We start from the raw sequence: 25833 nt of genomic DNA, 5'->3' as shown, positions 1-25833 counted from the left end.
CTCTTAGGCGTTTTTCTCTTATTTTCGCGATATTCTTACAAAATTCTTTATTTAAAGTAGCTATTTTTTCTATAAAAACTCTTAATCTTTTTCGTCTTTTTCAGTTTCTGCGCGATATTGTATAACTTCATCAACTAAGCCAAATTTCTTGGCCTCTTCCGCTGTCATAAAATGATCACGATCAAGGGTTTTCTCAATAACCTCATAATCTTGGCCTGTGTGTTGAACATAAATTTCATTTAAACGCCGTTTCATCTTTATAATATCTTGCGCATGCCGTTCAATATCTGAAGCCTGACCTTGAAAACCGCCAGATGGCTGATGTACCATAATACGTGCATTCGGCAATGTAAAACGGTGACCTTTTGCTCCAGCCGTTAAAAGTAATGATCCCATAGATGCAGCCTGCCCCATACAAAGCGTAGAAACAGGTGGGCGAATAAACTGCATAGTATCATAAATTGCCATACCAGATGTCACGACACCACCAGGCGAATTAATATAAAGACTAATTTCTTTCTTAGGATTTTCAGCTTCCAAGAAGAGCAGTTGTGCACAAACAAGCATAGCCATACCGTCTTCAACAGGACCATTAATAAAAATAATCCGCTCTTTTAAAAGACGAGAAAAAATATCATATGCCCGCTCACCACGATTAGTTTGTTCAATAACCATAGGCACAAGGCTTAATGCTGTTTTCACTGGATTACTCATGTTTTTACTTTCCGTTCATATAACAATCGCTCTTTACGTGTTCAATGCTTTTTCCATAAGCTAACACTACTCTCTTATGCAAGCCACAATCAATGCTCTTTAAAAAAGATTAAAATCTCAGTGGTTAAAATAACGATAATAACCCTGCCTGAATAAATCATGAACATCAGAAATGGCAAAACGCTGCCCAATGGTAAAAGCTTCCTTCCTGAAGTTTTTGAGCGACCTTTGTCTTTCTGTGAATATGAAGTCCTACCAAACGTGGATCTACAACCGGTTTAAAACCAAAAGCGGGATCAAAAATATATTCAGTCTTTCTCACCGTCCAATAATAAAGAGTTTCCTTTTCTTCATGATAAAAACATATCGTTTGGCTAATCGCGAAATACTATCATTGCCAAATATTGTAACTCCAAGGCTTTTCAGTAAAATCGACATTTCCTCCTCTTTAATCAGAATAGTCTCCAAACATGACGTTTAAATCCAAGCCTATCAGAAACATTTTTTTCTACCCAATAATCTTCAAACACTTTTATAATAGGGTTATCAGACGGAAAATAAAGCGCAAAAAAACCCATCTCTACAGCATTTTTTCTTGCAAGCCAAACCTTATCCGCATCTGGATAAAATTATTTAATCAGGTAAACATTTGCATCTCACCAAACATCTTGCTGATATTTCACCAGAATATCATAAAAAAATTTAAAAACTGAACAATTGCATATCTTGATTGATCGTCAGAAAACTGGGATCAAAGCGGCAGATTGCTAAATGTAGTAAAATTGATTCGGCTTTATACAATTCAGCACCAACGGGTAAATTTTCTACTTTCTCGTAGCTAAAGAGCTTAATGCGTCGTCTAATCTTAATTGTTCACTATACAAAAAGTACAAATGTACATAGGCAATATATCAAAAATATTCTAAACTTACACGAAACAGTTGCTCAACATCACGAACACACTCAGAAAGAGCAAAAATCACTATCCGATCGCCAGATAAAATACGTATATCTGCCGAAAGTTGTATTATTGTCTTATTGCGACAAATTGCGCCAATTCTCAATCCATCTGATAAATTGAGCTCTGACAGTGATTTACCAACCAATGAAGACGTCTGCATAACTTCAGCTTCGATAATTTCTGCCCGCCCATTAAAAATTGAGTGAACAGCACGAATACGACCACGACGCATTTGTTGCAAAATTTTTGATATAGTAACACTGTGTGGATTAAGATACGCATCCACACCAACTGCACGGCTGAACTCTTGATAAGCAACATTATTGATCAATACCATATTGGCTTTACATCCCAATCTTTTAGCAATAACAGCACTTAAGAGATTGACCTGATCCTGATTGGTCAATGTAATCATTAAATCAGCCTGATCAATTCCAGCGTCCTGAAGAATCACTGGATCTAGTACATCACCATATAAGACAGTCGTCTTTTCGAGTTGATCAGCAATTGTTAGCGCTCTTTCTCTATGCGATTCTATAATCTTTAACCTTAATTTATGGAGGCGCTTTTCAATAGTCTGAGCAACATAAAGACCAATGTGACCGCCTCCCGCAATAATCATACGATGAGCATCTTGTTCCTTATGACCAAAAAGCCCAACTGCACGACGCATCTGATCACGAGCAGCAACAAGATAGGTCACATCACCAACGCGCAATTGCGTCTCTGAATGCGCAACAAATAGTTCTGAGCCACGCTTAATAGCAGTAACCGTCGTGCGAAGATCTGGAAAAAGCTCCGTTAATTGACGCAAAGGTGTATTAATAACTGGACAATCTTCCATACACTCTAAGGCTAACGCAACAATATCATCATTGCAAAAATAAAGAACATCTATTGCACCAGGCAAAGCAATACGACGCAGAACCATTTCCCCAACTTCAACTTCTGGTGAAATAACCACATCAATGGGAATATTCTCTCTAGAAAAAAGCGTTTTATAACGTGGTTCTAAATAAGATTGTGAACGAATACGTGCTATTTTCGTTGGAACATTAAATAGTGAGTGTGCTACCTGGCAAGCCACCATATTAACTTCATCAAATAAAGTCACTGCAATCAACATATCAGCTTTGTCTGCATCGGCAGCTAAAAGAACCTCAGGCCGTGAACCGTGACCAATAATACCTCTCACATCCAACGTATAGCGAATTTTTTCAATTAATTTCGTTTCAATATCAATAACAGTGACATCATGATTTTCAGCCGCAAGACGCTCTGCTATCCCATAACCGACCTGTCCTGCTCCGCAAATAATAACACGCATAATCTACGAAACTCCAAGCGCCTTAAGCTTACGGTGCAAAGCTGAACGCTCCATACCTATAAATTCAGCTGTACGCGATATATTTCCACCCAAACGCCCAATCTGCGCTACTAAATACTTCTTTTCAAATAACTCCCGCGCTTCACGCAACGGTAAATCCATTATACTCTCATCTGCATCCATTTGAATGCGTGGCAAAGAATCGTTCACTTCACTAGGGAGAAACTCCGCTGTTATTGGGCCATCACCGTCACGCACAAGAATGAGAAGACGCTCAATATTGTTGCGTAATTGCCGTACATTACCCGGCCAAGCGTGCGTTTGTAAAATAGCTATCACATCATCACTGATTTCACGTGGCTTAATACCAACCTGCTGGGATATTGTTTTAACAAAATGACGCACAAGTTCCGGAATGTCTTCACGACGCGCTGAAAGTGGTGGAACAGCAATGGGAACAACCGAAAGACGATGAAAAAGATCCTCCCTAAAACGCCCGTCAGCAATGAGATTTTCAAGATTTTGCGCCGTTGAGGAAATGATACGAACATCCACCTTGACACGTTTTGTTCCGCCAACCCTCTCAAATGTCTGTCCCGTTAACACCCGAAGAATCTTACCTTGAGTCTCAAGTGGCATATCAGCAATTTCATCAAGATATAATATTCCACCATGGGCTTCCTCTAGTGCACCGATCTTGCGTTCTCCCCCTTCCATTTCATTGCCAAACAATTCTATTTCCATTCTTTCCGGGGTGATCGTTGCAGCATTTATTGTAACAAATGGTCCATTCGAACGCGTTGAAAGCGCATGAATAACACGTGCAACCATCTCTTTTCCCGCCCCCGAAGGGCCTGTAATCATGACGCGACTATTGGTCGGTGCTACTTTTTCTATGATTTGGCGCAAATGTTTTATAACTGTCGATTTTCCGAGAAGTTCCAATGTCTCACTTGAGCGCTTTCGTAATTCTAAAAGCTCACGTTTTAAATTTGAGTTTTCAAGAGTCCGTTCTGTAACCAATACAAGACGATCAGCTTTAAAAGGTTTTTCAATGAAATCATATGCCCCTCGTTTTATAGCAGAAACAGCCGTCTCAATATTACCATGACCAGAGATCATAACCACTGGAAGAGTAGGATATCGTGTTTTAATTTCATCTAGAAGAGCTAAACCATCGAGACGACTTCCTTGTAACCAAATATCTAAAAAAATAAGCTTTGGAATACGCTCACTAATTTGCGCTAACGCTTCATCAGCATTACATGCAACACGCGTTTCATAACCTTCATCATCTAAAATACCAGCAACAAGCTCGCGAATATCCGCTTCATCATCAACAATTAAGATATCTGATACCATTCTATTCCCCTAACTTATGACTTGTGGCTTGTATGATACTACCCTGCTTAGTTCCATCCGCTGGAAAAATCAAACGGATCATTGCACCACGACCTTCATAAAAACTCTTCGGCGCATCATGTAACTCCATGGAACCACCGTGATCTTCAATAACTTTGCGCACAATGGCTAAACCGAGCCCTGTTCCTTTTTCCCGCGTTGTTATATAAGGTTCTAATAATTTTTGCCTTTGTTCTTTAGGCAGCCCTCTACCGTTATCAATAACATCCACAACCACATATCCTTCTTGACGATAAGAACGTACAAGAATATGACCGCGGATACTTTCTTCTCGCATGACCGAGTCTATAGATTCGCTCGCGTTTTTGATAACATTGCAAAAAGCTTGCACAATGAGACGATTATCAAACGCACCGATAAGTGGTACACTTCCTAAGTCTTGCTCAAAATAAATATCATGTCTCGTAACTTCTATCAAAAAACATGCTTCACGCAGAAATCCGCGTATATCTAAAACATTCATTTGCGGTTTTGGCATACGTGCAAAAGAAGAAAACTCATCAACCATACGCCCAATATCTCCAACCTGTCGAATAATCGTCTCAATACACCGCTCAAAAACCTCTCGATCCTGTGTAATAACTTTGTTATAACGTCTGCGAATACGTTCAGCCGACAACTGAATAGGTGTAAGCGGATTTTTAATTTCGTGTGCAATACGGCGTGCAATATCTGCCCACGCTGACGTGCGCTGTGCTGCAACAAGGTCTGTAATATCATCAATTGTTAGAACCCAAGATTGCCCCTGTCCATCATCTTCTTCCATTGTAATTTGCACATTACAAACGCGCTCTTGTCCTGCAACACTTAAAGTTACCTGCTCACGATGATTCTTACGATTTAACGAACGCGCAAATTGAAAAACCTGCCAAATTTCAGCACTTAACGATAAAAGACTACACCCAATAACTTGTTCAGAGCGAATATCAAACATCGTTTCAATAGACCGATTGATAATTGTGATATCACCATTATCATCGATACCAGCAACACCCGCTGTTACACCAGACAAAACAGCTTCAGAAAAACGCCGTCTCTCATCAATTTGATCGCGGACTGCAATCAACTCATTGCGCCGACTTTTCAGTTCACTAACCATGTAATTAAAAGTTTTCGATAGCTGTCCAATATCCCCATCCCTCGCGCGTACTGGCACAAAAACCTCCATATTCCCAGAAGCCACATCATCGGCAGCACCAATAAGAAGACGAATAGGACGTACCAAGCGATCAGCAACAGCAATAGCAGCCCAAATAGCTGATAAGAATAAACTAAAAAAAAGGCATAGATAAAGCATACCAAATGCAATTTGCGTTAGCATACGATTTTCATTTAAATCACGATAACGATCTGTATTAATTTCCGTTAAACGCAAAGCAGATAAAACCTCTTTATCAACGTCACGCACCAAATACAAGAATGTGTTCGGGATATTAGTGAATTTTAAAACAATACCAAAATAATCATGAACCCCCGGTTGAAAAGAAAAAGGCCTCGCGCTAGTTGCACGCTCGATAAGATTGGAGGGGGGAATCGGCAGCTTATCCTCATCACCAAGGTCGCTCGATATAAAAACAGTTCCGCTAGAACTTAACAAAAACGCACCACGCAGATTGCGCCCTATAGCGTGCCGCGTCAATTGCATCCTATATTCAGCTGGATTACGCTCTAAAAGCTTTTTATTATCAAGTGCAAATGCCATAGCGTAAGATAAATTTTTTAAATTTTGAAGCATTTCATCCGCATAAGCATTCGCTAAATCGATAGAAGAGCTCACAATTTGCCGTGTTGTTGTATCAAACCATCGATCGAGTCCTAAATTTAGTGCAGGCCCCGATACAAGAGCAACAGCAACAGCCGGCATTGTTGCAACAAGTGCAAACAACGAAATAAGGCGCACATGAAGACGGGAACCTGCACGCCTTGAGCGCCACGCACGAATGATGGGGATCATCTCATAACAAACAATGATCACAAGCCCTAAAACCCAAATACTATTAATCCCTATAAGAATAAGGGTTACAGATCTACTGGGAACAACAGGAGTTAATCCAATGAGAATGATAAACGAAACAGACGCTGTTAGCAAAGCTAACACAATAATTGTGATACCTAAAAAGATGTACACCTTACTTAAGCGATACAATTCCTCATTATAGGTATCTTGATCTATATTTTGAAGATTCATCATAGACAGTGTATTCATGATTAGCTTACATTAACCTCATCCCATTTTTCCCATATAACTGCTTGTGACAAAAATTGACAATATCAATACCATATTTACAATACAGCCAATCTAGCACATGAAGAAAAAACTTCTACATTTTGAAAAATATCTTTAAAATAAAATGCATTCAGCAATAGTTTACAGAGGAGATGAAATGCGCTTAACCAAACAGACAAATTATGCTCTTCGGATGCTCATGTACTGTGCAGATAATCAGGGGTCTTTAAGTCGTGTTCCAGAAATTGCTGAAGCATATGCTATCTCCGAGCTTTTTTTGTTTAAAATCCTTCAACCACTTGTTGAAGCAGGTTTCATACAAACAGTACGGGGACGCAATGGTGGCGTTAAATTAGCTAAACCTGCAACAGAGATTTCGGTAGCTGATGTTGTAAAAGTAACAGAAGATAGCTTTTCCATGGCAGAATGTTTTGATACTGCAGAACCTAATTGCCCATTAATAAATTTTTGTGGCTTAAATGCTGCGCTTCAAAAAGCATTAAATGCTTTTTTTGACGTGTTATCAGTGACATCTCTTGCTGATCTACAACAACTATCCTTTCAAAATAAAGTAAGGATTAATGATCGTAAAATAATCAACTAGCACGAAAGGAAATTAAACATTTCTATTGCAGCGATAATATTAGCCGCTGGACGCGGCGAAAGAGCAGGATCTCCACAACAAGGTCCAAAACAATACCAACTTTTAGGACAAAAGCCGGTTATTTATCACACTGTACATTGTTTTTTGCAGCATCCAGCCATCACAACACTTATCCTCGTTATTCATCCAGAGGACCATGAGGTCTGTGAACAAGCTATAGATGACTTTAAAAAGCACCTTATCATCGTTGAAGGAGGTGATACACGCCAAATGTCTACTTTATGTGGGCTTCGTGCACTTAAAAATATCAAACCCAAATATGTTCATATTCATGATGGCGCACGCCCCTTTATCAAAAAAAAGCTTCTCGAAAAAATCCATTCCACTGTCAACCATCAAGAAGGCGTTCTTCCCGTTCTCGCCATTTCTGATACCCTCAAACGTGCAAATAAGACACACTATGTTGTAGAAACAATTCCACGTACTCATCTTTATAATGCACAAACTCCACAGTGTTTTCCCTTTGAGCGCATCTTAGCTGCCCATGAAAAAGCAAAAAAAACTTGCAAAAAAGAGTTCACTGATGATTCTGAAATTGCCGAATGGTTTGGGATTCCTATGCGTACCGTCCCCGGAGACCCTAACAACATAAAAATTACTTGGCACGAAGATTTTGATACTGCACATTTATATCTCCAGAAAAAAATGCAAATATTTCCTGATATCCGCACCGGCAATGGTTATGATGTTCACCCTTTTGAGGAGGGAACTTCTCTTATATTATGTGGCATAGAAATTCCTTTTCATAAAAAATTAAAGGGACACTCCGATGCTGACGTCGCTCTTCATGCGCTAACAGATGCCATTCTCGCTACACAAGGTGCAGGAGATATCGGTACTCATTTTCCCCCCTCTGACCTTCAATGGAAAAATGCATCATCAGAAATTTTTTTACGTCATGCTGTTAATATTATTAAACAAGCAGGTGGTCGTATTGCCAATGTTGACATCACACTGATTGCCGAAAAGCCTAAAATCACTCCTTATCGACAAAAAATGACAGAAAATCTTATGAAGATCCTCACAATTTCATCCGATCGAATCTCCATTAAAGCTACAACAAATGAAAAACTCGGATTTATTGGTCGTGAAGAAGGCATTGCAGCTCTTGCAACGGCCAGCGTCCTTTATCCAGGAGAAGTTCCAAAATGACATATTTTTGTGAAAAACAAGCACATGCAGTCCTTACAGCTTGTCGCCAAAAAGGTTTGCTTTTAGCAACTGTTGAATCTTGCACAGGAGGGCTCATTGCCGCAAACCTTACACATATTGCAGGATCATCAGATGTGCTCGATTGTGGATTTGTTGTTTACTCAAATGAATCTAAAATGCGCCTCGTTGGTGTATGCGCTGAACTTATAAAAACGTATGGTGCTGTCTCAAAAGAAGTTGCTCTTGCAATGGCCGAGGGCGGATTAAAATATTCACAAGCTGGAATTGCAATTTCTGTAACAGGAATTGCTGGACCGGGAGGAGCATGTCTCGGTAAACCTATAGGGCTTGTGCATTTCGCAATTGCTTACAAGAATCATAAAACCCTGCACACAGAAATGCACTTTGGGAACCTTGATCGTAATGCTATCCGCTATGCAACCGTTGAAAATGCTTTGAAAATGATCTTAGAATTTCTCAACTAATACTCCCCTGCTTCCCATATCCAACTTTCAGATTTCATACTATCAGAATTATAATCCATAATATATGATGCATGCTGTATAACAAATCAACTGAATAAATTATGTTACTGGAGAGCCATAAATCCGATGCGCACGCATTTCAAAAGCATCGGTAAATTTATGAAAAGCAATATCAAACATTGACCCCATCACTAATCCAAGCATTTTGCTTTTAAATTCATAATCAATAAAAAACTCTACATTACATGCATTAGTATTTTCAACGTGATGAAAGGCCCAACGGTTTTCAAGGTATTTAAATGGGCCATCAATATACTTAACCTCTATCAGATTTTTCTTCGGTCGAAGAAGAACTTGGGTTGTGAAAGTTTCTCGAATAACTTTATATCCAACTGTCATGTCAGCAAGAAGCAATATCTTTTCTTCACATTCTTTGCGAGAACGGACTATTAAAGCCTCACACATTGGTAAAAATTCAGGATAACGTTCAATATCTGAAACAAGATCAAACATTTCATTGGCGCTATGGGCAACCTGCCGATGTGTTGTAAAAGTCGGCATAACTATCTCTGTAAGGCAAATTTTTCAGCACGTGCTTTTTGCAAAATTGCGAAATCATCCCCTGCATGATGAGAAGAACGCGTCAAAGGACTAGAAGCCATATGCAAAAAGCCCTTTACTTTACCAATTTTGGAAAAAGATTCAAATTCTTCAGGAGAAACAAAACGAATGACTGGGTGATGTTTTCGCGTAGGCTGCAAATATTGCCCGATTGTCATAAAATCAACATCAGCAGAGCGCAAATCATCCATCAATTGAAGAATTTCATTTCGTTCTTCTCCAAGACCAACCATAATTCCTGATTTTGTGAAGATTGTTGGATCAAGTTCTTTAACGCGTTGTAATAACCGAATCGAATGGAAATAACGCGCTCCCGGACGAACCTTTAAATATTTAGAAGGAACTGTTTCCAAATTATGATTAAAAACATCAGGCTTAGCAGTGACAACAGTTTCTAAAGCGCCATCCTTATGGCGAAAATCAGGTGTGAGGACTTCAATTGTTGTCTTGGGAGCTTTTCGACGAATAGCATAAATAACTTTCGCAAAATGCTCTGCACCACCATCAGCAAGATCATCACGATCAACCGATGTAATTACGACATGTTTTAATCTCATCTGTGCAACGGCATCCGCCACACGTTCAGGTTCGTTATCATCAATGGCAAGTGGAATACCTGTTGCAACATTGCAAAATGCACAAGCCCGCGTACATATTTCACCCAAAATCATAAAACTGGCATGCCGCTGGCTCCAACACTCACCAATATTTGGACAACCTGCTTCCTCACATACAGTCACTAACTTATTGGTGCGTACAATACCATGTGTTTCCTTATATATTTTTGACGTTGGCGCTTTTACACGAATCCAATCTGGTTTTTTCTGAATAATTGTATCTGGACGATGTGCCTTTTCAGGATGACGCAAACGCCTATTCGTAACTCTATCAACAACTGTAACCATTTAAGCCTCTGTCTCGTAGATATGGAGTGCCAATGAACAATCAAAAAATACAAGATTTTTCACAAAATACAGTTACTAAGCATTTAGAACTTGACCATAAGCATCTAATACACTTTCTTTCATCATTTCCGATAATGTCGGATGTGGAAAGACGGTATGCATCAACTCTTCTTCGGTTGTTTCGAGATTCATGGCTATGACAAAACCTTGAATCAGTTCTGTTACTTCTGCCCCTACCATATGTGCACCAAGAAGTTGTCCCGTTTTTTTATCAAAAATGGTTTTAACTAACCCCTGATCTTCCCCCAAAGCAATAGCCTTTCCATTAGCTGAAAAGGAATAACGACCAACACGGATATCATAACCTGCATCTTTTGCAGCCGCTTCTGAAAGTCCTACAGAAGCAACTTGCGGTGTGCAATATGTACATCCTGGAATTTTTTTCTTATCGAGCGGATGAGCACTTTTCAAGCCAGCAAGACGTTCAATACATATCACGCCTTCTTCTTCCGCTTTATGTGCCAACATAGGAGGACCGGCTACATCACCAATAGCGTAAATGCCTTCCACACCTGTCCAACCCCATTCATCAGTTACAATGCACCCGCGATCGGTTTTTATATCTAACGCTTCTAATCCAAGATTTTCAATATTACCCTGAACCCCAACCGCTGAAATTAATCGATCAACTGTAATTTTCTTTGTCTTACCCTTAACATCAATATGCGCAACAACAGAATCAGAAGCTTTTTCAACCTTTGTTACTTTTGCTTCAGTAAAAACGCGGATGCCATTTTTTTCTAGCTGTTTTCGGGCAAATGCTGAAATTTCAGTATCTTCAGCTGGCATAATATGGGGCATCATTTCAACAACTGTTACCTCGGTCCCCATATCATGGTAAAAAGAGGCAAATTCAATACCAATTGCTCCAGAGCCCATTACCAAAAGTGATTTCGGCATTGTACGCGGAATCATAGCCTCAAAATAGGTCAAAATAAGTTTTCCGTCTGGTTCAATGTTGGGGAGAGAACGAGGACGCGCACCCGTTGCAATAATTACGTATTTTGCCTGATAAGTCCCCTCTCCCAATGTTCCCTTAGGTACTGGGTTTTGTGGTTGCATAATCGGTTTTGACGATGGAGAAACCATAATCTCCGTCAGCTGATTTCCTTTAGCCGCCTTAGTGAGCTTTGCCTCTCCCCATATGATATCGATTTCGTTTTTCTTCATTAAAAAACCAACACCAGCATTTAAACGCGCAGAGACTCCGCGCGAACGTGCCACAACATCCTTGATATTTGTCTCAACTGAACCGTTAAGCTTCAAGCCATAATCTTTCGCATGTTCAGCAAAATGCTTCACTTCCGCCGAGCGCAAAAGCGCCTTTGTTGGAATACAACCCCAATTTAAACAAATCCCACCTAAGTGTTCACGTTCAACAATCGCAGTTTTGAAGCCACACTGCACTGCACGAATCGCGGTTACATATCCGCCAGGCCCCGAGCCAATCACAATTACATCATAAAGATTTGCCACAGTCATTCCTCCATGGATATACAAAAAATGGACATGTACTTTCCAAGTTTAAGACCAAGAGCAAATATAATTCCCTTGCGTCCCTCATTCTAAGCCTCACATAAATGCTTTTACCAAATTAGAAGAGGTGATAATGCTATCATTCAAGCTCTTCAAATTCGCTTTTATTACATTAACATACCACTATCACACACAATTATGTGAAACACATTTAAAGTACTCAAATTAACATTGCCAATGGATTTTCAATCATTTTTTTAAAAGTTTGAGCAAGCTCTGCTGCTAATGCACCATCAACGGCACGATGATCCGCTGAAAGTGTGACCGACATAACTGTTGCAATAGTTAATGCACCATCCTTAACAACTGCACGTTGTTCACCCACACCAACCGCAAAAATTGTCGCATGTGGCGGGTTCAGAATAGCAGAAAAGTTTTTTACACCATACATTCCCATATTTGAGACAGCCGTTGTACCCCCCTGATATTCCTCCATTTTTAGCTTACGTTCACGTGCGCGCTTTATAAAATCTTTCATCTCATTTGAGATCATTGACAAAGATTTTTCTTCTGCATGGCGAATAATTGGCGTAATTAACCCATTCGAAACAGAAACAGCAACTCCAATGTCACAATGTTTGTGATGAAGCATTCCTCCTTCAAGCCAAGATACATTGGCATCAGGAATAGCCTTTAAAGAAAGTGCCACAGCTTTAATAACCATATCATTAACTGAAATTTTATAAGCAGGCTTAGACCCCTCCTGCGTCTTAATCATCGGAGCTGCAGCATTTAGTTGCGCACGTAATCCCAATAACGCGTCGAGTTCACAATCTACTGTTACATAAAAATGTGGTACGTTTTGTTTTGATTCAACCAGACGTCTGGCGATTGTTGCACGCATATTATTATGGGGTGCAAAGGTGTATTCATCCTCTTTAAAGAGCTTCAGTATCTGTCTATCAGAAGAATCTGCAGCTACCAGCTGTTCAATTTGTGATGCAGAAGAGTATTCCAAAATACCATCTTTCAAGGCTTTTTCTATATCACGCTTAATAATACGTCCATGCGGACCGCTACCAGAAATAAGCGATAAATCAAGATCCGCCTGAGCTGCTAATCGCCGCGCTAGAGGAGAAGCAAAAAAACGTATGACCTTTTTATCTTGCTGTATTAACTGCTGAGCTGGTGATAAATGGGATACCTGTGTCACTACTTTTGAATCAGCCTGTTTCATATTTTCTGATTCTTTTACAGCAAAAGAAGTAAGTTTTTTTTCTATAACTTTTGCAGCTTCAGCCACGCCTTCACCCTCTTCTGCTAAAACAGCGATTAAAGTATTAACTTTAACTCCCTGTGTTCCAGCAGGAACAACAATCTTAGCAACCGTTCCTTCATCAACGGCCTCTACTTCCATTGTTGCTTTATCCGTCTCAATTTCAGCAATAACATCCCCAGAGGAAACCTTATCTCCCTCTTTAACATTCCATTTCGACAAATTCCCCTCTTCCATTGTAGGAGAAAGCGCAGGCATCGTAATCTTAATGGGCATAATGCTTTCCTCCGTTACGCTTTATAAGTCACAGCCTTAACGGCTTCAAGAATTTCAGCAGTGCTGGGTAAAGTCAATCTTTCAAGATTAGCAGCATAAGGCATAGGGACATCTTTGCTAGAAATTGTAGCAACTGGCGCATCAAGATAATCAAAAGCCTGCTGCATAACCCGCGTTGCTATTTCAGTCCCAACAGATGATTGAGGGTACCCCTCCTCAATTGTCACCAAACGACCTGTCTTTTTGACTGAAGTAAGAATCGTCGGAAGATCCACCGGGCGAATGGTTCGCAAGTCAATTAGCTCTACGTCGATGCCAAGCTTTTCAATTTCCGGCAATGCTTGAATAGCATAATGCATTCCAATCCCGCACGCTACAATTGTAACGTCTTGGCCAGGCTTATGAATACGCGCCTTACCAATAGGCAAAACAAAATCATCTATTTTGGGAACATCAAACTGATGACCATATAAAATTTCGTTTTCAAGAAAAATAACAGGATTATCATCACGAATAGCAGCTTTTAGCAAACCTTTTGCATCTGCAGCACTATATGGCATAACAACTTTAAGGCCTGGCACATGACTGTACCAAGCTGCATAGCATTGAGAATGCTGAGCACCAACACGCGCAGCTGCACCATTAGGACCACGAAAAACCATGGGAGCAGACATTTGTCCACCAGACATATAACGGGTTTTTGCTGCAGAATTTATAATTTGATCGATCGCCTGCATAGCAAAATTAAATGTCATAAATTCAACAATGGGACGTAACCCTCCAAATGCAGCACCAACAGCCAACCCCGCAAAACCGTGTTCTGTAATTGGTGTATCAATAACTCGGCGCGCACCAAACTCTTCCAACAAACCTTGGCTAACTTTATATGCACCCTGATACTCTGCGACTTCTTCCCCCATCAAAAAAACCATTTCATCACGTCGCATCTCCTCAGCCATAGCTTGATTAAGTGCTTCACGAACCGTCATCGTAACCATTTGTGTCCCCGTAGGAATATCAGGATCAGAAATAACATCAAAAGCAGGGGGCGTAGGCATTGACGAAGAAAGAGATGAAAATTCTTCTCCAGATTTTTGATGAAAGTTTACAGAATCGGCAGCCTGTGAAATGTCCTCAGCACTTTCACCTTCTTCTAACAGTACAGCAATGACACTATTAACCTTCACACCTTCAGAGCCTTCAGACACAAAAATTTTACCAATAATACCTTCATCAACAGCTTCTACTTCCATCATTGCTTTATCAGTTTCAATCTCAGCAATCACATCACCAGAGCTAACTTTATCACCTTCTTTTTTGAGCCATTTAGATAACTTACCTTCTTCCATCGTTGGCGAAAGTGCTGGCATCAAAATATTAATAGACATATTCGCTCCTCTCGCATCAAACTAAAACATCAGTATAAAGCTCAGAAGCATCTGGCTCTTGATCACTTTGCGCAAAATCTGCTGCATCAGCTACAACCGCGCGCACCTCTTTATCAATAGACTTCAGGTCGTCTTCGCTTGCCCAACCCTGTTTCAAAATCCGACTTTTTACCTGATCAATAGGATCATGCTCCTCTTTTATTTTTTGGACTTCTTCCTTTGAGCGATATTTTGCTGGATCAGACATGGAATGACCACGATAGCGATAGGTCTGCATATCAAGAATGATCGGCCCTTTACCTGAACGTGCCCAAGAAATTGCTTCATCAGCGGCTCCCTTGACCACGCGAACATCCATACCATCAACAACAATACCTGGAATTTCAAAAGAAAGACCCCGACGAGAAAAATCTGTCTCTGCAGATGCACGCGCAACTGACGTCCCCATAGCATACTGATTATTTTCAATAATATAAACAACAGGAAGTTTCCAAAGCGAAGCCATATTAAAACTTTCGTAAACTTGTCCCTGATTTGCAGCACCATCACCAAAATAGACCAATGTTACTTTATCTTTGCCAAGATATTGATTCGAAAATGCTAAACCTGAACCGATAGGAACCTGTGCACCAACGATACCATGTCCACCATAAAAATTCTTTTCTTTAGAAAACATATGCATCGAGCCCCCTTTCCCCTTCGAAAAACCACCTTGACGTCCTGTTAACTCTGCCATTACACCGCGCGGACTCATGCCCACCGCCAACATATGACCATGATCACGATAAGATGTGATAACCTGATCACCTTCTTTTGTTGCCTTTAATGTTCCAATAACAACAGCTTCCTGCCCTATATAGAGGTGACAAAAACCGCCGATAAGTCCCATTCCGTAAAGTTGCCCCGCTTTTTCTTCAAAACGACGAATCAAAAGCATTTCACGGTAGGCATCAATTTCCTCTTCTTTTGTAAAATTAGCGGCTTGCGCTGTTTTTGTGGTATTTGATAATGCAGGATACACTACCGACGCAGAATTTTTTTTAAGTTGTTCTGCCATATTAAACTCCCTTTTATGATTACTCAGAAATAACCTTTACGGACAAAAGTTACAAGCGTTATCACCAAGCTCAAATGATATCATAGGTAATTATTTCAAAATACTCTTTGAAATTAAACGATCTCTAATCAACTTTTAATATCATTTACAAGGAGTTAAGATTGTCAATTCATTTGGCTTGGAAAAGTTTAAATTTCCCCGAATATACTCATCTAACATATCCTTTTCAATATGCCCGTCGCGTAAAAGAGCAATACGCTTTTCAATGAATATTCGTTCAGATTCTATTTTATGAAGTTCATCTTCTAATTCGACAATATATCGATTAACTTCACTACGTGAATACAACCCGTACTCACCATGATAAATATGATAACTGAAATAACTCAAAACTCCCACTGTCATAAGTGGTAGTATAAAGCGCACTTTGATCGATCTGCGTTTTTGCTTTGTCCACATAAAATAGCACAGCCTTTACAGCACAATCATTTTAATATTTTGCCCGACTATGCACAAGTTTGATTAATACCTTATTACCAAATCCACACACGCAAATAGCTTGTGTTATACACTGAACACACCTACCACAATAAAGCTATGCCATATTACCTACTTTTAACTACAATATCCGGTATTCGTTAATTTGTGTTTCTATTCCCATTTTGTCAGTAAAGTCCCCTGCTAAAATGATTATAAAATCAATAAATGTTCAAAAAACAGTCCCAATTAATCCAACAACTGTTACAGATAGAGTAAACTTAAGATACCTGTCCAAACTCTACCAACCATAAAGCAGTGGACACCCAATATACTCAAAAACTAACAAACAGTCGCTAGCAATACTCCCGATCATTTCTGCTGTCATCCACTCAAGAAAAGAAAACCAGAAATAATAACATCACAATTATGTAAAAAATCAACGGGCTTCACAAGCCCTCGCTAGAGTTTTTCCTAACCAATCCTTAGTTGCGAATTGATAACGCTTACCATCATCCAAAACAAGATAATGTATTGATTAACTTCACTGCGTGAATATACAATCTGCATTCACCGCGATAAATACGATAACTAAGATAGCTTAAAAAACCTCACCACAATAAGTGGTAATGCACATCATGCCTCTATCAATTTGCACTTCTACTTTGCTCAGATAAAACAACACAGTGTTTTAAAATATTTTTATTCTTATTAATATTTTATCATAAAATACATATAAAAGATATTTTTTACCATAAACTTAGTATACTTATCAAAAACAAAATTAAATAATATCATTTACACTTCATTTTATATTATAATAATATTTTATTTATAAGTGTAAATACATAAATTCTACCAATGTGTAATTTGATTCCCGTTTTTGTCAGTAAATTTTCCCGCCACAATAACTACAAAGTCAATAATTGCCCAAATCCCAGTAACCATCAACCCAGCAAGAGATAAAGATAAAATAAGCATTAAAGCACCAGTTCCCACTTTACCAACCATAAAGCGATGAACACCAAATATACCAGCAAACCAACAAATGAGTGCAAACATTATTCTTGAGTGCTCTGAATTTTGTTGCAACAGTGGAAAAACAGAATTGACAACATCACCCTCACACACAAAATCAACAGTTTCCCCTACCCTCGGTGGAATCTTTCCTAACCAATCCCAACTTGCAAACTGATAACGCTTACCATCATCACCTGAAACGAGGTACGTTCCTTGATCCTGACTAATAATTACGCCTCTCATTTTACCACCTATAAAACATTGTCCATCTACTATAAAAATAACAGGTTAAGCTAATAACTCTTTTAACTTGTGATTTTATTCCCACTTTTGTCAAATAATTCTCCAATCGCAATAAGTATAAGATCAATAATTATCCAAAACCAACTAATAGTAAATCTGAAAAATGTTATAGTTTAAATAAACATCAAAATACCCGTTCCAACTTTACCAACCATAAAACGATGAATACCCAATGTCCCAAAAAAGAAAGAAACAAGAAAAAGTACTACTTTTAAGTGCCCCGACTACTTACTACTCGATAACGGAACAACAGAACTAATAACATCATCATTGCACACAAAATCAACAGTACCGCTAATTTTCGGTGGAACTTTTCTTAACCAATTCAAAAGCACAAATCTATAACGCTTATCATGATTACCTGAAACCAAATAAATTCCCTGCTCTTGGTCAATGGCTATCTTTGATTTTTATCCCCTATACAACTTTTTGCTAAAATTATTTATCAGTAAATTAAATAATAATGTAGAAATTAAGCTTTATACTTATAATAATTAATGATGGAAATGACCAACATAACGTGCTTGATCTCCTAGCATTTCTTCAATGCGAATAAGCTGATTATATTTTGCCAATCTATCTGAGCGTGCAAGTGAACCAATTTTAATTTGCCCACAGTTCGTTGCAACTGCAAGATCAGCAATGAAAGTATCCTCTGTTTCACCTGAACGATGAGATATAATAGCACGATAACCTGCTTTATGAGCTGTTTCTACGGCATCAAGCGTCTCACTCAGCGTGCCAATTTGATTAACTTTAATGAGAATAGAATTGGCAACACCCATTTTGATACCATCGCGCAACCGAGCCGAGCTTGTAACAAACAAATCATCGCCAACAAGCTGACATTTTTGGCCAATGGCATCAGTAAGCAACTTCCAGCCTTCCCAATCATCCTCGGCCATTCCATCTTCAATCGTAATAATTGGATAAGTTTTAATAAGTTGTGCCAAATAATCTACCTGCTCTTGAGCATCACGACATTTACCCTCACCTTTATAAAAATACGAACCATTTTTATAAAGCTCTGTTGAAGCACAATCTAAACCAATAGCAATTTGCTCACCTGGCTTATATCCACATGCTATTATAGATTCCATAATACAATCAATTGCTTGATCAGCACTTTTAAATTGAGGCGCAAAACCGCCCTCATCACCAACATTAGTGTTATAACCCGTATCCTTTAAACGTTTTTTTAATGTATGAAAAACCTCAGCGCCATAACGTACGGCTTCTTTCAGTGTAGGTGCTCCCACAGGAATAATCATAAATTCTTGAAAATCAATAGAGTTATCAGCATGGACGCCACCATTAATAATATTCATCATTGGTGTCGGGAGAACATGCGCCTGAATACCACCAATATAACGATACAAAGGAAAACGCAACGATTCTGCTGCCGCTTTTGCAACGGCCAATGAAACACCAAGAATAGCATTAGCACCAAGACGCTCTTTATTTGGTGTTCCATCCAAAGCGATCATCGCTTGATCAATGGCTATTTGATTCCTTGCATCTCGTCCACCAAGTTCCTCAAGGATTTCTCCATTTACCGCAGCAATCGCTTTTTCAACACCCTTACCTTGATAACGCATACCACCATCGCGCAGCTCTACAGCTTCATGCGCACCCGTCGATGCCCCAGAAGGAACAATGGCACGACCAAAAACCCCATTTTCCAAGTGAACGTCAACTTCTACCGTTGGATTACCTCGGCTATCAAGTATTTCACGCCCAATAATATCAACAATGATAGTCATGTAAGTTTCCTTATCCAACAAAACTCTGCTTCATCTTCAATTCCATAATGATGGAATATTCTCTATAATTGTGTATTCAACTTACCTTCTTCGACAAGTAATCAAATTCCATTAAAGTCTCAAGCAATCTCTGCAACTTATCAATTTCAACCATATTAGGCCCATCAGAAGGCGCATTATCTGGATCTTGATGCGTTTCTAAAAAAATACCAGCAACCCCAACAGAAACAGCTGCACGCGCCAAGACTTCAACAAATTGACGCTGCCCACCAGATGAATTTCCTTGAGCACCTGGTTCCTGAACAGAATGCGTTGCATCAAAAATTACAGGAGCCCCAAATGAACGCAAAACAGGCAATGAACGCATATCAGAAATAAGTCGATTATAACCAAATGAAGTGCCCCGCTCACAAAGCATAACGTTAGAATTACCACTTTGAGTAACTTTTTTTAAGACATTCTCCATATCCCATGGAGCTAAAAATTGACCTTTCTTAATATTGATAACACATCCCGTTTTGGCTGCCGCTACCAAAAGATCTGTTTGACGACACAAAAAAGCGGGTATTTGCAAAACATCTACCGTTGAAGCAACAACCTCGCATTGCTCTTCTGTATGCACATCAGTCAATACTGGACAACCAAATTCCTTCTTCAAATCAGAAAAAATAGCCATTGCTTTTTCAATGCCAATACCACGTGCCGCACTCAAGGACGTTCTGTTAGCTTTATCGTAACTAGATTTATAAACAAACCCAATACCAACCCGATCCGTAATTGTCTTAATCTGGCCAGCCATTTCAAAAGCATGGTCCCGACTTTCCATCTGACACGGCCCCGCAATTAATGAAAGAGGTGCTTCATTCGAAAAAACAATATTTCCAACTTTCACAACGGCATTTGGTCCAGACATTTTATCCCTCAAAAAAGAAAATAACCTAAATTATCCACTAAACTAATCGACTTTGTTCTACAGCAGCTTCAATAAAAGAAGAAAAAAGCGGATGTGGATCAAATGGACGTGACTTCAGTTCTGGATGATATTGAACACCAATAAACCATGGATGATCTGCATATTCTATTGTTTCTGGCAAAACACCATCAGGAGACATACCAGAAAAAATCAAACCACACTGTTCTAGCTTGTCTTTATAATCAATATTTACCTCATAACGATGACGATGTCGCTCACAAACCCTTGTCACCCCATAAATTTTTGCAATATGGCTATTTTCTTTTAATTCAGCAACAAAAGCACCAAGACGCATTGTACCACCAAGATTGCCACATTGTGTGCGTTTTTCAAGAACATCTCCTTTGAGCCATTCTGTCATTAAACCTACGACCGGATTTTTTGTTTTGCAAAATTCACTTGATGAAGCATTCTCAATCTGTGCAATATTGCGCGCAGCTTCTATACAAGCCAATTGCATTCCAAAACAAATACCTAAAAATGGAATTTTACGCTCCCGCGCAAATTGAATTGCTCGAATTTTTCCTTCTGCACCACGAGCTCCAAAAGCACCAGGAACCAAAATTCCATGAACTTTTTGTAAATAGGATGTAGGATCTTCTTTTTCAAAAAGCTCCGCATCAATCCATTCAATATTAGCTTGCACTTTATTAGCTAAACCACCATGCGCAATCGCTTCGATAAGAGATTTATAAGCATCCTTTAATCCTGTATATTTCCCAACAACAGCAATTGTAACTTCCCCTTCAGGATGATGAATCCGATGCGTAATACCTTCCCAACGATCCATTTTTGGTTTAGGTGTCGGATCAATTCCAAAAGCGGAAAGAACCTCTGAGTCTAATCCTTCTTTATGATACGCCATGGGAACATCATAAATCGTTGGCATGTCCAATGCCTGAATAACTGCGCTCAGACGAACATTGCAAAAAAGTGATAATTTGCACCGCTCTGTTTCTGGAATAGGTCGATCTGCGCGCACCAATAAAATATCGGGAGAAATACCAATTGATTGTAATTCTTTAACAGAATGTTGTGTTGGTTTGGTTTTTAATTCACCAGCTGAAGAAATATAAGGCATTAATGTAAGATGTATATAAACGGCATTTTGTCTTGGTAATTCATTGTGAAGCTGACGAATCGCTTCCAGAAAAGGCATTGCTTCAATATCACCAACCGTTCCACCTATTTCACACAAGACAAAGTCAAATTCCTCATTTTCTGTAGTAATGAATCTCTTAATTTCATCCGTAACATGAGGAATAACCTGAACTGTTGCCCCCAAATAATCGCCACGTCGTTCTCGTTCAATGATATTGCGATAAATACGCCCTGTTGTAATATTGTCTTGGCTATTCGCAGAACGTCCGGTAAAACGCTCATAATGACCAAGATCAAGATCGGTTTCAGCACCATCATCGGTCACAAACACTTCACCATGTTGATAAGGTGACATTGTACCTGGATCAACGTTCAAATAAGGATCAAGCTTGCGAAGCCGTACACGATACCCACGAGCCTGTAATAACGCAGCTAACGCAGCTGCTGCGATGCCCTTCCCAAGGGAAGAAACCACACCACCAGTAATAAAAACATAACGTGCCATGGGCTTATGGTGATAAGCACTTTATAATGATTTTTCCAGTAAAAAATGCAAAAAGAAACAATTTTCTTCTATAAAGTAAAAAAGGTGAAAAAATCACCTTTTTAAAAAGCTATACTCTATACTTGAAAGAACTACTTTGTACCGTTATCCGGAATTGGATTTTCAAAGATTGGTGGAACTGGAGTTTCAGCTTCAGGATCTGTAGGCTGTTTTTGTCCCTGAGGTGCAACAGGAACACCTCCTAGTTGATCAAGAATAGAAGGTTGAGACTCACCAGGGGATGATGGCGCTGTTCCTGAAATCCCTTTATTTGTAGAGTTTTTCTCTGAATTAACTGGAATACGCTTGAAAATATCAGAACTGGAGTTTGATACACTCCACACTACAGTAAGTCCAATGGACACTACAAAAAAACAACACGCCAAAATAGCGGTCAAACGTGTTAACGGATTTTGGGATCCACGCGTTTTCATCAACCCAGAGCCACTGCTAACACCAAGACCACCGCCTTCCGAAGGCTGAATTAATATAACGACAACCAAAGTAATAACAACTAAAAAATGGATAACAATAAGTACTGTTTGCATAAACTCTGCTCTTCAAATAACTATTTATAGCTATTTACACATAAATAGCGCATAATCCAAGAGGGAACTAAACTTCCTCTTATTATAATTTACGATAAACATCGCAAATAGCTAAAAAATCAATCGCTTTTAAACTTGCTCCACCTATCAGAGCACCATTAACATGATCAATGCTCAAAAGTTCAAATGCATTGGATGGTTTTACTGATCCGCCATAAAGCAAACGCATCTTATTCCCTTCATCACCAAAACGAGAGCGCATCTCATCACGAATAAAATTATGCACTTCTGCAATATCTTCTGAACCAGCCGTATTGCCTGTACCTATAGCCCATACAGGTTCATAAGCAATAATAACATTTCCTGCCGTTGCATCATCTGGCAAAGATCTCTCAAGCTGTCGTGTAAGCACATCCAGCACTTTATTGCTTCTGCGCTCTTCCAATGTTTCACCAATACAAACGAGAGCAACAAGACCTGCTCGCCATACTGCTTGCACTTTAGCACAAACAATTGCATCACTTTCCTGATAGACTATGCGACGTTCTGAATGCCCAATAATGACATGACTTGCTCCTGCTTCTTTAAGCATAAAAGCTGAAATATCTCCAGTATATGGACCATGATCATCAAAATGACAATTTTGTCCTCCTAAAAGAAGGCTTTCACCACCCAACGTATCAGAGGCACGCGATAAAAGTGTTGCGGGAACACAAATAAGCGCTTCAAACAAACGGCCTAAATCAGAGCTAACGCCAGCAGCAATGGCGCGTAACTCTCCAAGCGATTCACTAGTTCCATTCATTTTCCAATTTCCAGCAATAAAAGGCTGAATATTTGGAGACATATTTTTACCTCAAGAGCTATCACAACACATTATTTGTCTTTAGGTATCAGATTATAAAACTAAAGCAAATATTTAAGCTTGCATCTTTCATATCTTTATTGCAAGTTTCATTACCGCTTTGATAATAACTTATGCAAAAAATGGAACTAAACGATGCTTGACATCATAAGAAATACTACAAATTCTTGGATTTTCAGGATTTTCCTCGCTATTTTGCTCTTATGCTTTATCCTTTTATGGGGAATACCACAGTTATACACAAGAAGTGAAAGGGATCTTATTACTTCTGGAAAATCCACAATAACTGTTGATGATTATCGTCTTGCACTCGTCGATCAAAACTTACGTTTAGCGCTCGCATATCGTTTTGGACGAATGTTCACAGAAAATGAAATGCAGCAATACAACATCCCCTCTTTTGTTTTCAGTCAATTACAACAAGATGTGCTATTAGATGAACAAGCACGTAAAATGAAAATTAATCTTTCAAAAGACGTAATAGCCCGTATTCTTTCTACTAATGATATGTTTAAAATAAATGGCGTCTTTGATCAAAATTTGTTTCGTAACTATCTTCAGAATTTACGTACAAGCGAAAGTAATTTTTTAAATTATTACATCCAAAAAGAGAAGCGCAATCAGCTCATTTCGGCTTCGCTATCTGGAATGAAGGCACCAGATCTCTTTTATAAAGCATTAGCTCTTTATCAAGGAGAAACCCGTACCGCTGATTATCTCGTTATTGATCTAAAAGAAAAAAAAACAATTTCCGATCCCGATCAAAAAACATTGCAAAAGTGGTTTGAAACTCATAAAAGTGAATTTCGTGCTCCCGAATACCGCACCGTTTCTTTATTATCTATGACATCAGCTGAGCTTGCAAAACCCAAAGATATCTCAGCAGATGAAATTAAAACTTATTATACACAAAATGCCTCATATTTTATTGCTCCTGAAAAACGCACAATTGAAGAATTGCGCTTTCCTACACGTGAAGCTGCCGATAATGCAGCAAAAAGAATGGCCGATGGATTAAGTTTTGACGAGCTGGTTAAAGCCGAAAACAAGACTCTCAATGAAATAAAAAAAGGGCCTCTAACAGAAAGTGAACTTCCTAATTATCTAGCATCTGAAATTTTTGAACTCAAACAAGGGCAAGTCAGCGCTGTGATCAATGATTTACAAGGTCCTGTTATTATTCGTGTAATACATATTGAACCTTCAGCCTCTATTCCCTTTGAAAAGGTAGAAGAAAAGATTCGCCAAACACTCGCCCAAAATCGTGCTATAGATGATATGCATACCAATTATACAGAAATCGAAAATGCGCGTTTTGAGGGAGTTTCTCTCAAAGAACTTGCTGACCAATACAAATTACCTATACGCACAATCACTATTGATAAAACAGGAAAAACAATCGAAGGTGCGATATTCACGGATTTACCCGAAAAAGATATTTTACTGAACTCTATCTATCAATCAGACGAGGGTATCGATCTTGATCCTCTCTCTCTTCAAAAAGGTGGGTATCTTTGGTATACGGTAGATAAAGTTATCCCTGCCCGCGATAGAACACTTGAAGAAGCCAAGCAAGATGCTATTTCGCAATGGAAAAGTGAAGAAGTCCAACGCCTTCTTGATGAAAAAGCCCAAAATGCTCTCAAACAGCTCACTGAAGGAGAAAGTCTTGTTTCTCTTGCCCGTACGCTTGGTGTCACAAAACAAACAACACAGATCCTACGACGCCAAGACTCATCTGAAATCCTCGGAGCTGAAGGTGTTAAAGCATTATTTTCTGATCCAAAAGGTCATTATGGTATAGTAAAAGGTTCAGTTGCAACAAACCGTATCATTTATCAAATAAAGAGCGTAACAAAGCCTAAAGATATCAGTCCTCATACCCTTTCACCTGATATCCGTACCAATATGAATATGAAGATAAAAGAGGATCTAAAGTTAGAAATACTACAAATTGCTAATAAAGAGCATCCTGTGGAAATTAATAATACTGCTTATGATCAAATCCTCAATACTCTCCAGTAAAAATGTCGTAAATAATTTATGGGTATTTATTTAATAAAATCGCAAACAAAGCTTCTTCTATTAACTAGAAAAGAGGGATAAATTTCTTTTTCGTTATTATCGGGATAAACAACATCTATGCAAATGATAAGATTTTTTCAATTCACAAGTTCGCATAAAAATAATGGATACAATTTGGAGAATCATTTTTTTTGTGCATAAAA

Annotated in this window: 21 protein-coding genes and 2 pseudogenes; 4 read left to right on the top strand and 19 right to left on the bottom strand. The window is 38.9% G+C overall.

Annotated features, from left to right (window positions below):
- Nucleotides 1–81: 81 nt before the first annotated feature.
- From clpP to V3564_RS02065, 5 genes and pseudogenes are all read right to left on the bottom strand, one after another.
- Nucleotides 82–714, bottom strand: coding sequence for an ATP-dependent Clp endopeptidase proteolytic subunit ClpP (clpP, locus tag V3564_RS02085; RefSeq protein WP_455481190.1), 633 nt, complete (start codon nucleotides 712–714; stop codon nucleotides 82–84).
- A gap of 117 nt (nucleotides 715–831) precedes the next feature.
- Nucleotides 832–1584, bottom strand: a pseudogene (locus V3564_RS02080) (hypothetical protein).
- Nucleotides 1585–1625: 41 nt separating this feature from the next.
- On the bottom strand, nucleotides 1626–3002 hold the full coding sequence (gene trkA, locus V3564_RS02075) for a Trk system potassium transporter TrkA (protein ID WP_455481189.1): 1377 nt from the start codon (nucleotides 3000–3002) through the stop codon (nucleotides 1626–1628).
- A 3-nt stretch (nucleotides 3003–3005) separates the two neighbouring features.
- The gene (gene ntrX, locus V3564_RS02070) at nucleotides 3006–4364 is read right to left on the bottom strand and encodes a nitrogen assimilation response regulator NtrX (protein ID WP_455481188.1); all 1359 of its coding nucleotides are present in this window, start codon (nucleotides 4362–4364) and stop codon (nucleotides 3006–3008) included.
- A 1-nt stretch (nucleotide 4365) separates the two neighbouring features.
- A complete protein-coding gene (locus tag V3564_RS02065; protein WP_455481187.1) occupies nucleotides 4366–6630 on the bottom strand; it encodes an ATP-binding protein in 2265 nt (754 codons plus the stop codon).
- Between the two features lie 178 nt (nucleotides 6631–6808).
- Here V3564_RS02065 and rirA point away from each other — a divergent pair, with 178 nt between their 5' ends.
- From rirA to V3564_RS02050, 3 genes are read left to right on the top strand one after another with little or no spacing between them, the layout of a single operon-like run.
- The gene (rirA, locus tag V3564_RS02060; protein ID WP_455481186.1) at nucleotides 6809–7255 is read left to right on the top strand and encodes an iron-responsive transcriptional regulator RirA; all 447 of its coding nucleotides are present in this window, start codon (nucleotides 6809–6811) and stop codon (nucleotides 7253–7255) included.
- 18 nt (nucleotides 7256–7273) lie between these two features.
- Nucleotides 7274–8467, top strand: coding sequence for a bifunctional 2-C-methyl-D-erythritol 4-phosphate cytidylyltransferase/2-C-methyl-D-erythritol 2,4-cyclodiphosphate synthase (locus V3564_RS02055; RefSeq protein WP_455481436.1), 1194 nt, complete (start codon nucleotides 7274–7276; stop codon nucleotides 8465–8467).
- Nucleotides 8464–8952, top strand: coding sequence for a CinA family protein (locus V3564_RS02050; RefSeq protein WP_455481185.1), 489 nt, complete (start codon nucleotides 8464–8466; stop codon nucleotides 8950–8952). The genes V3564_RS02055 and V3564_RS02050 overlap by 4 nt, the downstream gene beginning before the upstream one ends.
- Before the next feature lie 99 nt (nucleotides 8953–9051).
- Here the strand turns inward: V3564_RS02050 and V3564_RS02045 are convergent, their stop codons facing one another.
- The 14 genes and pseudogenes from V3564_RS02045 to tpiA form a co-directional block, all read right to left on the bottom strand.
- Nucleotides 9052–9513 carry a type II toxin-antitoxin system RatA family toxin gene (locus tag V3564_RS02045; RefSeq protein WP_455481184.1) on the bottom strand — a complete coding sequence of 154 codons (462 nt, stop codon included), beginning with the start codon at nucleotides 9511–9513 and terminating at the stop codon, nucleotides 9052–9054.
- Nucleotides 9514–9515: 2 nt separating this feature from the next.
- Nucleotides 9516–10478, bottom strand: a complete 963-nt coding sequence (gene lipA / locus V3564_RS02040; RefSeq protein WP_455481183.1) for a lipoyl synthase — start codon at nucleotides 10476–10478, stop codon at nucleotides 9516–9518.
- A 75-nt stretch (nucleotides 10479–10553) separates the two neighbouring features.
- Nucleotides 10554–12014, bottom strand: coding sequence for a dihydrolipoyl dehydrogenase (gene lpdA / locus V3564_RS02035; protein ID WP_455481182.1), 1461 nt, complete (start codon nucleotides 12012–12014; stop codon nucleotides 10554–10556).
- A 220-nt stretch (nucleotides 12015–12234) separates the two neighbouring features.
- Entirely contained in the window at nucleotides 12235–13566 is a 1332-nt protein-coding gene (locus V3564_RS02030; RefSeq protein ID WP_455481181.1) for a pyruvate dehydrogenase complex dihydrolipoamide acetyltransferase, read from the bottom strand.
- A gap of 14 nt (nucleotides 13567–13580) precedes the next feature.
- Nucleotides 13581–14954: a pyruvate dehydrogenase complex E1 component subunit beta gene (locus tag V3564_RS02025; protein ID WP_455481180.1), complete on the bottom strand. Its 1374-nt coding sequence runs from the start codon at nucleotides 14952–14954 to the stop codon at nucleotides 13581–13583.
- Between the two features lie 16 nt (nucleotides 14955–14970).
- Nucleotides 14971–16011 carry a pyruvate dehydrogenase (acetyl-transferring) E1 component subunit alpha gene (gene pdhA / locus V3564_RS02020; RefSeq protein WP_455481179.1) on the bottom strand — a complete coding sequence of 347 codons (1041 nt, stop codon included), beginning with the start codon at nucleotides 16009–16011 and terminating at the stop codon, nucleotides 14971–14973.
- A 141-nt stretch (nucleotides 16012–16152) separates the two neighbouring features.
- The gene (locus V3564_RS02015) at nucleotides 16153–16470 is read right to left on the bottom strand and encodes an FtsB family cell division protein (RefSeq protein ID WP_455481178.1); all 318 of its coding nucleotides are present in this window, start codon (nucleotides 16468–16470) and stop codon (nucleotides 16153–16155) included.
- 873 nt (nucleotides 16471–17343) lie between these two features.
- On the bottom strand, nucleotides 17344–17751 hold the full coding sequence (locus V3564_RS02010; protein ID WP_455481177.1) for a TM2 domain-containing protein: 408 nt from the start codon (nucleotides 17749–17751) through the stop codon (nucleotides 17344–17346).
- A gap of 173 nt (nucleotides 17752–17924) precedes the next feature.
- Nucleotides 17925–18020: pseudogene (locus tag V3564_RS02005) on the bottom strand (NINE protein); the annotation flags it as partial.
- A gap of 285 nt (nucleotides 18021–18305) precedes the next feature.
- On the bottom strand, nucleotides 18306–19574 hold the full coding sequence (gene eno, locus V3564_RS02000) for a phosphopyruvate hydratase (RefSeq protein WP_455481176.1): 1269 nt from the start codon (nucleotides 19572–19574) through the stop codon (nucleotides 18306–18308).
- A 76-nt stretch (nucleotides 19575–19650) separates the two neighbouring features.
- The gene (gene kdsA, locus V3564_RS01995) at nucleotides 19651–20487 is read right to left on the bottom strand and encodes a 3-deoxy-8-phosphooctulonate synthase (protein ID WP_455481175.1); all 837 of its coding nucleotides are present in this window, start codon (nucleotides 20485–20487) and stop codon (nucleotides 19651–19653) included.
- Between the two features lie 37 nt (nucleotides 20488–20524).
- On the bottom strand, nucleotides 20525–22153 hold the full coding sequence (locus V3564_RS01990) for a CTP synthase (RefSeq protein ID WP_455481174.1): 1629 nt from the start codon (nucleotides 22151–22153) through the stop codon (nucleotides 20525–20527).
- Between the two features lie 131 nt (nucleotides 22154–22284).
- Nucleotides 22285–22740: a preprotein translocase subunit SecG gene (gene secG / locus V3564_RS01985; protein ID WP_455481173.1), complete on the bottom strand. Its 456-nt coding sequence runs from the start codon at nucleotides 22738–22740 to the stop codon at nucleotides 22285–22287.
- Nucleotides 22741–22822: 82 nt separating this feature from the next.
- The gene (gene tpiA / locus V3564_RS01980) at nucleotides 22823–23587 is read right to left on the bottom strand and encodes a triose-phosphate isomerase (RefSeq protein ID WP_455481172.1); all 765 of its coding nucleotides are present in this window, start codon (nucleotides 23585–23587) and stop codon (nucleotides 22823–22825) included.
- 153 nt (nucleotides 23588–23740) lie between these two features.
- Here tpiA and V3564_RS01975 point away from each other — a divergent pair, with 153 nt between their 5' ends.
- Nucleotides 23741–25630, top strand: coding sequence for a peptidyl-prolyl cis-trans isomerase (locus V3564_RS01975; RefSeq protein WP_455481171.1), 1890 nt, complete (start codon nucleotides 23741–23743; stop codon nucleotides 25628–25630).
- Nucleotides 25631–25833: the final 203 nt, after the last annotated feature.

The sequence above is a fragment of the Bartonella sp. B12(2025) genome, assembly GCF_053795135.1.
Note: the sequence above shows the minus strand (reverse complement) of the source record. Positions and strands in the feature narration are given on the sequence as shown.

What these genes read in the sequence shown, in the direction of transcription:
- clpP (WP_455481190.1), bottom strand. Translation starts at nt 714, where the DNA reads ATGAGTAATCCAGTGAAAACAGCATTAAGCCTTGTGCCTATGGTTATT.
- trkA (WP_455481189.1), bottom strand. Translation starts at nt 3,002, where the DNA reads ATGCGTGTTATTATTTGCGGAGCAGGACAGGTCGGTTATGGGATAGCA.
- ntrX (WP_455481188.1), bottom strand. Translation starts at nt 4,364, where the DNA reads ATGGTATCAGATATCTTAATTGTTGATGATGAAGCGGATATTCGCGAG.
- V3564_RS02065 (WP_455481187.1), bottom strand. Translation starts at nt 6,630, where the DNA reads ATGAATACACTGTCTATGATGAATCTTCAAAATATAGATCAAGATACC.
- rirA (WP_455481186.1), top strand. Translation starts at nt 6,809, where the DNA reads ATGCGCTTAACCAAACAGACAAATTATGCTCTTCGGATGCTCATGTAC.
- V3564_RS02050 (WP_455481185.1), top strand. Translation starts at nt 8,464, where the DNA reads ATGACATATTTTTGTGAAAAACAAGCACATGCAGTCCTTACAGCTTGT.
- V3564_RS02045 (WP_455481184.1), bottom strand. Translation starts at nt 9,513, where the DNA reads ATGCCGACTTTTACAACACATCGGCAGGTTGCCCATAGCGCCAATGAA.
- lipA (WP_455481183.1), bottom strand. Translation starts at nt 10,478, where the DNA reads ATGGTTACAGTTGTTGATAGAGTTACGAATAGGCGTTTGCGTCATCCT.
- V3564_RS02030 (WP_455481181.1), bottom strand. Translation starts at nt 13,566, where the DNA reads ATGCCCATTAAGATTACGATGCCTGCGCTTTCTCCTACAATGGAAGAG.
- V3564_RS02025 (WP_455481180.1), bottom strand. Translation starts at nt 14,954, where the DNA reads ATGTCTATTAATATTTTGATGCCAGCACTTTCGCCAACGATGGAAGAA.
- pdhA (WP_455481179.1), bottom strand. Translation starts at nt 16,011, where the DNA reads ATGGCAGAACAACTTAAAAAAAATTCTGCGTCGGTAGTGTATCCTGCA.
- V3564_RS02015 (WP_455481178.1), bottom strand. Translation starts at nt 16,470, where the DNA reads ATGTGGACAAAGCAAAAACGCAGATCGATCAAAGTGCGCTTTATACTA.
- V3564_RS02010 (WP_455481177.1), bottom strand. Translation starts at nt 17,751, where the DNA reads ATGAGAGGCGTAATTATTAGTCAGGATCAAGGAACGTACCTCGTTTCA.
- eno (WP_455481176.1), bottom strand. Translation starts at nt 19,574, where the DNA reads ATGACTATCATTGTTGATATTATTGGGCGTGAAATACTTGATAGCCGA.
- kdsA (WP_455481175.1), bottom strand. Translation starts at nt 20,487, where the DNA reads ATGTCTGGACCAAATGCCGTTGTGAAAGTTGGAAATATTGTTTTTTCG.
- V3564_RS01990 (WP_455481174.1), bottom strand. Translation starts at nt 22,153, where the DNA reads ATGGCACGTTATGTTTTTATTACTGGTGGTGTGGTTTCTTCCCTTGGG.
- secG (WP_455481173.1), bottom strand. Translation starts at nt 22,740, where the DNA reads ATGCAAACAGTACTTATTGTTATCCATTTTTTAGTTGTTATTACTTTG.
- tpiA (WP_455481172.1), bottom strand. Translation starts at nt 23,587, where the DNA reads ATGTCTCCAAATATTCAGCCTTTTATTGCTGGAAATTGGAAAATGAAT.
- V3564_RS01975 (WP_455481171.1), top strand. Translation starts at nt 23,741, where the DNA reads ATGCTTGACATCATAAGAAATACTACAAATTCTTGGATTTTCAGGATT.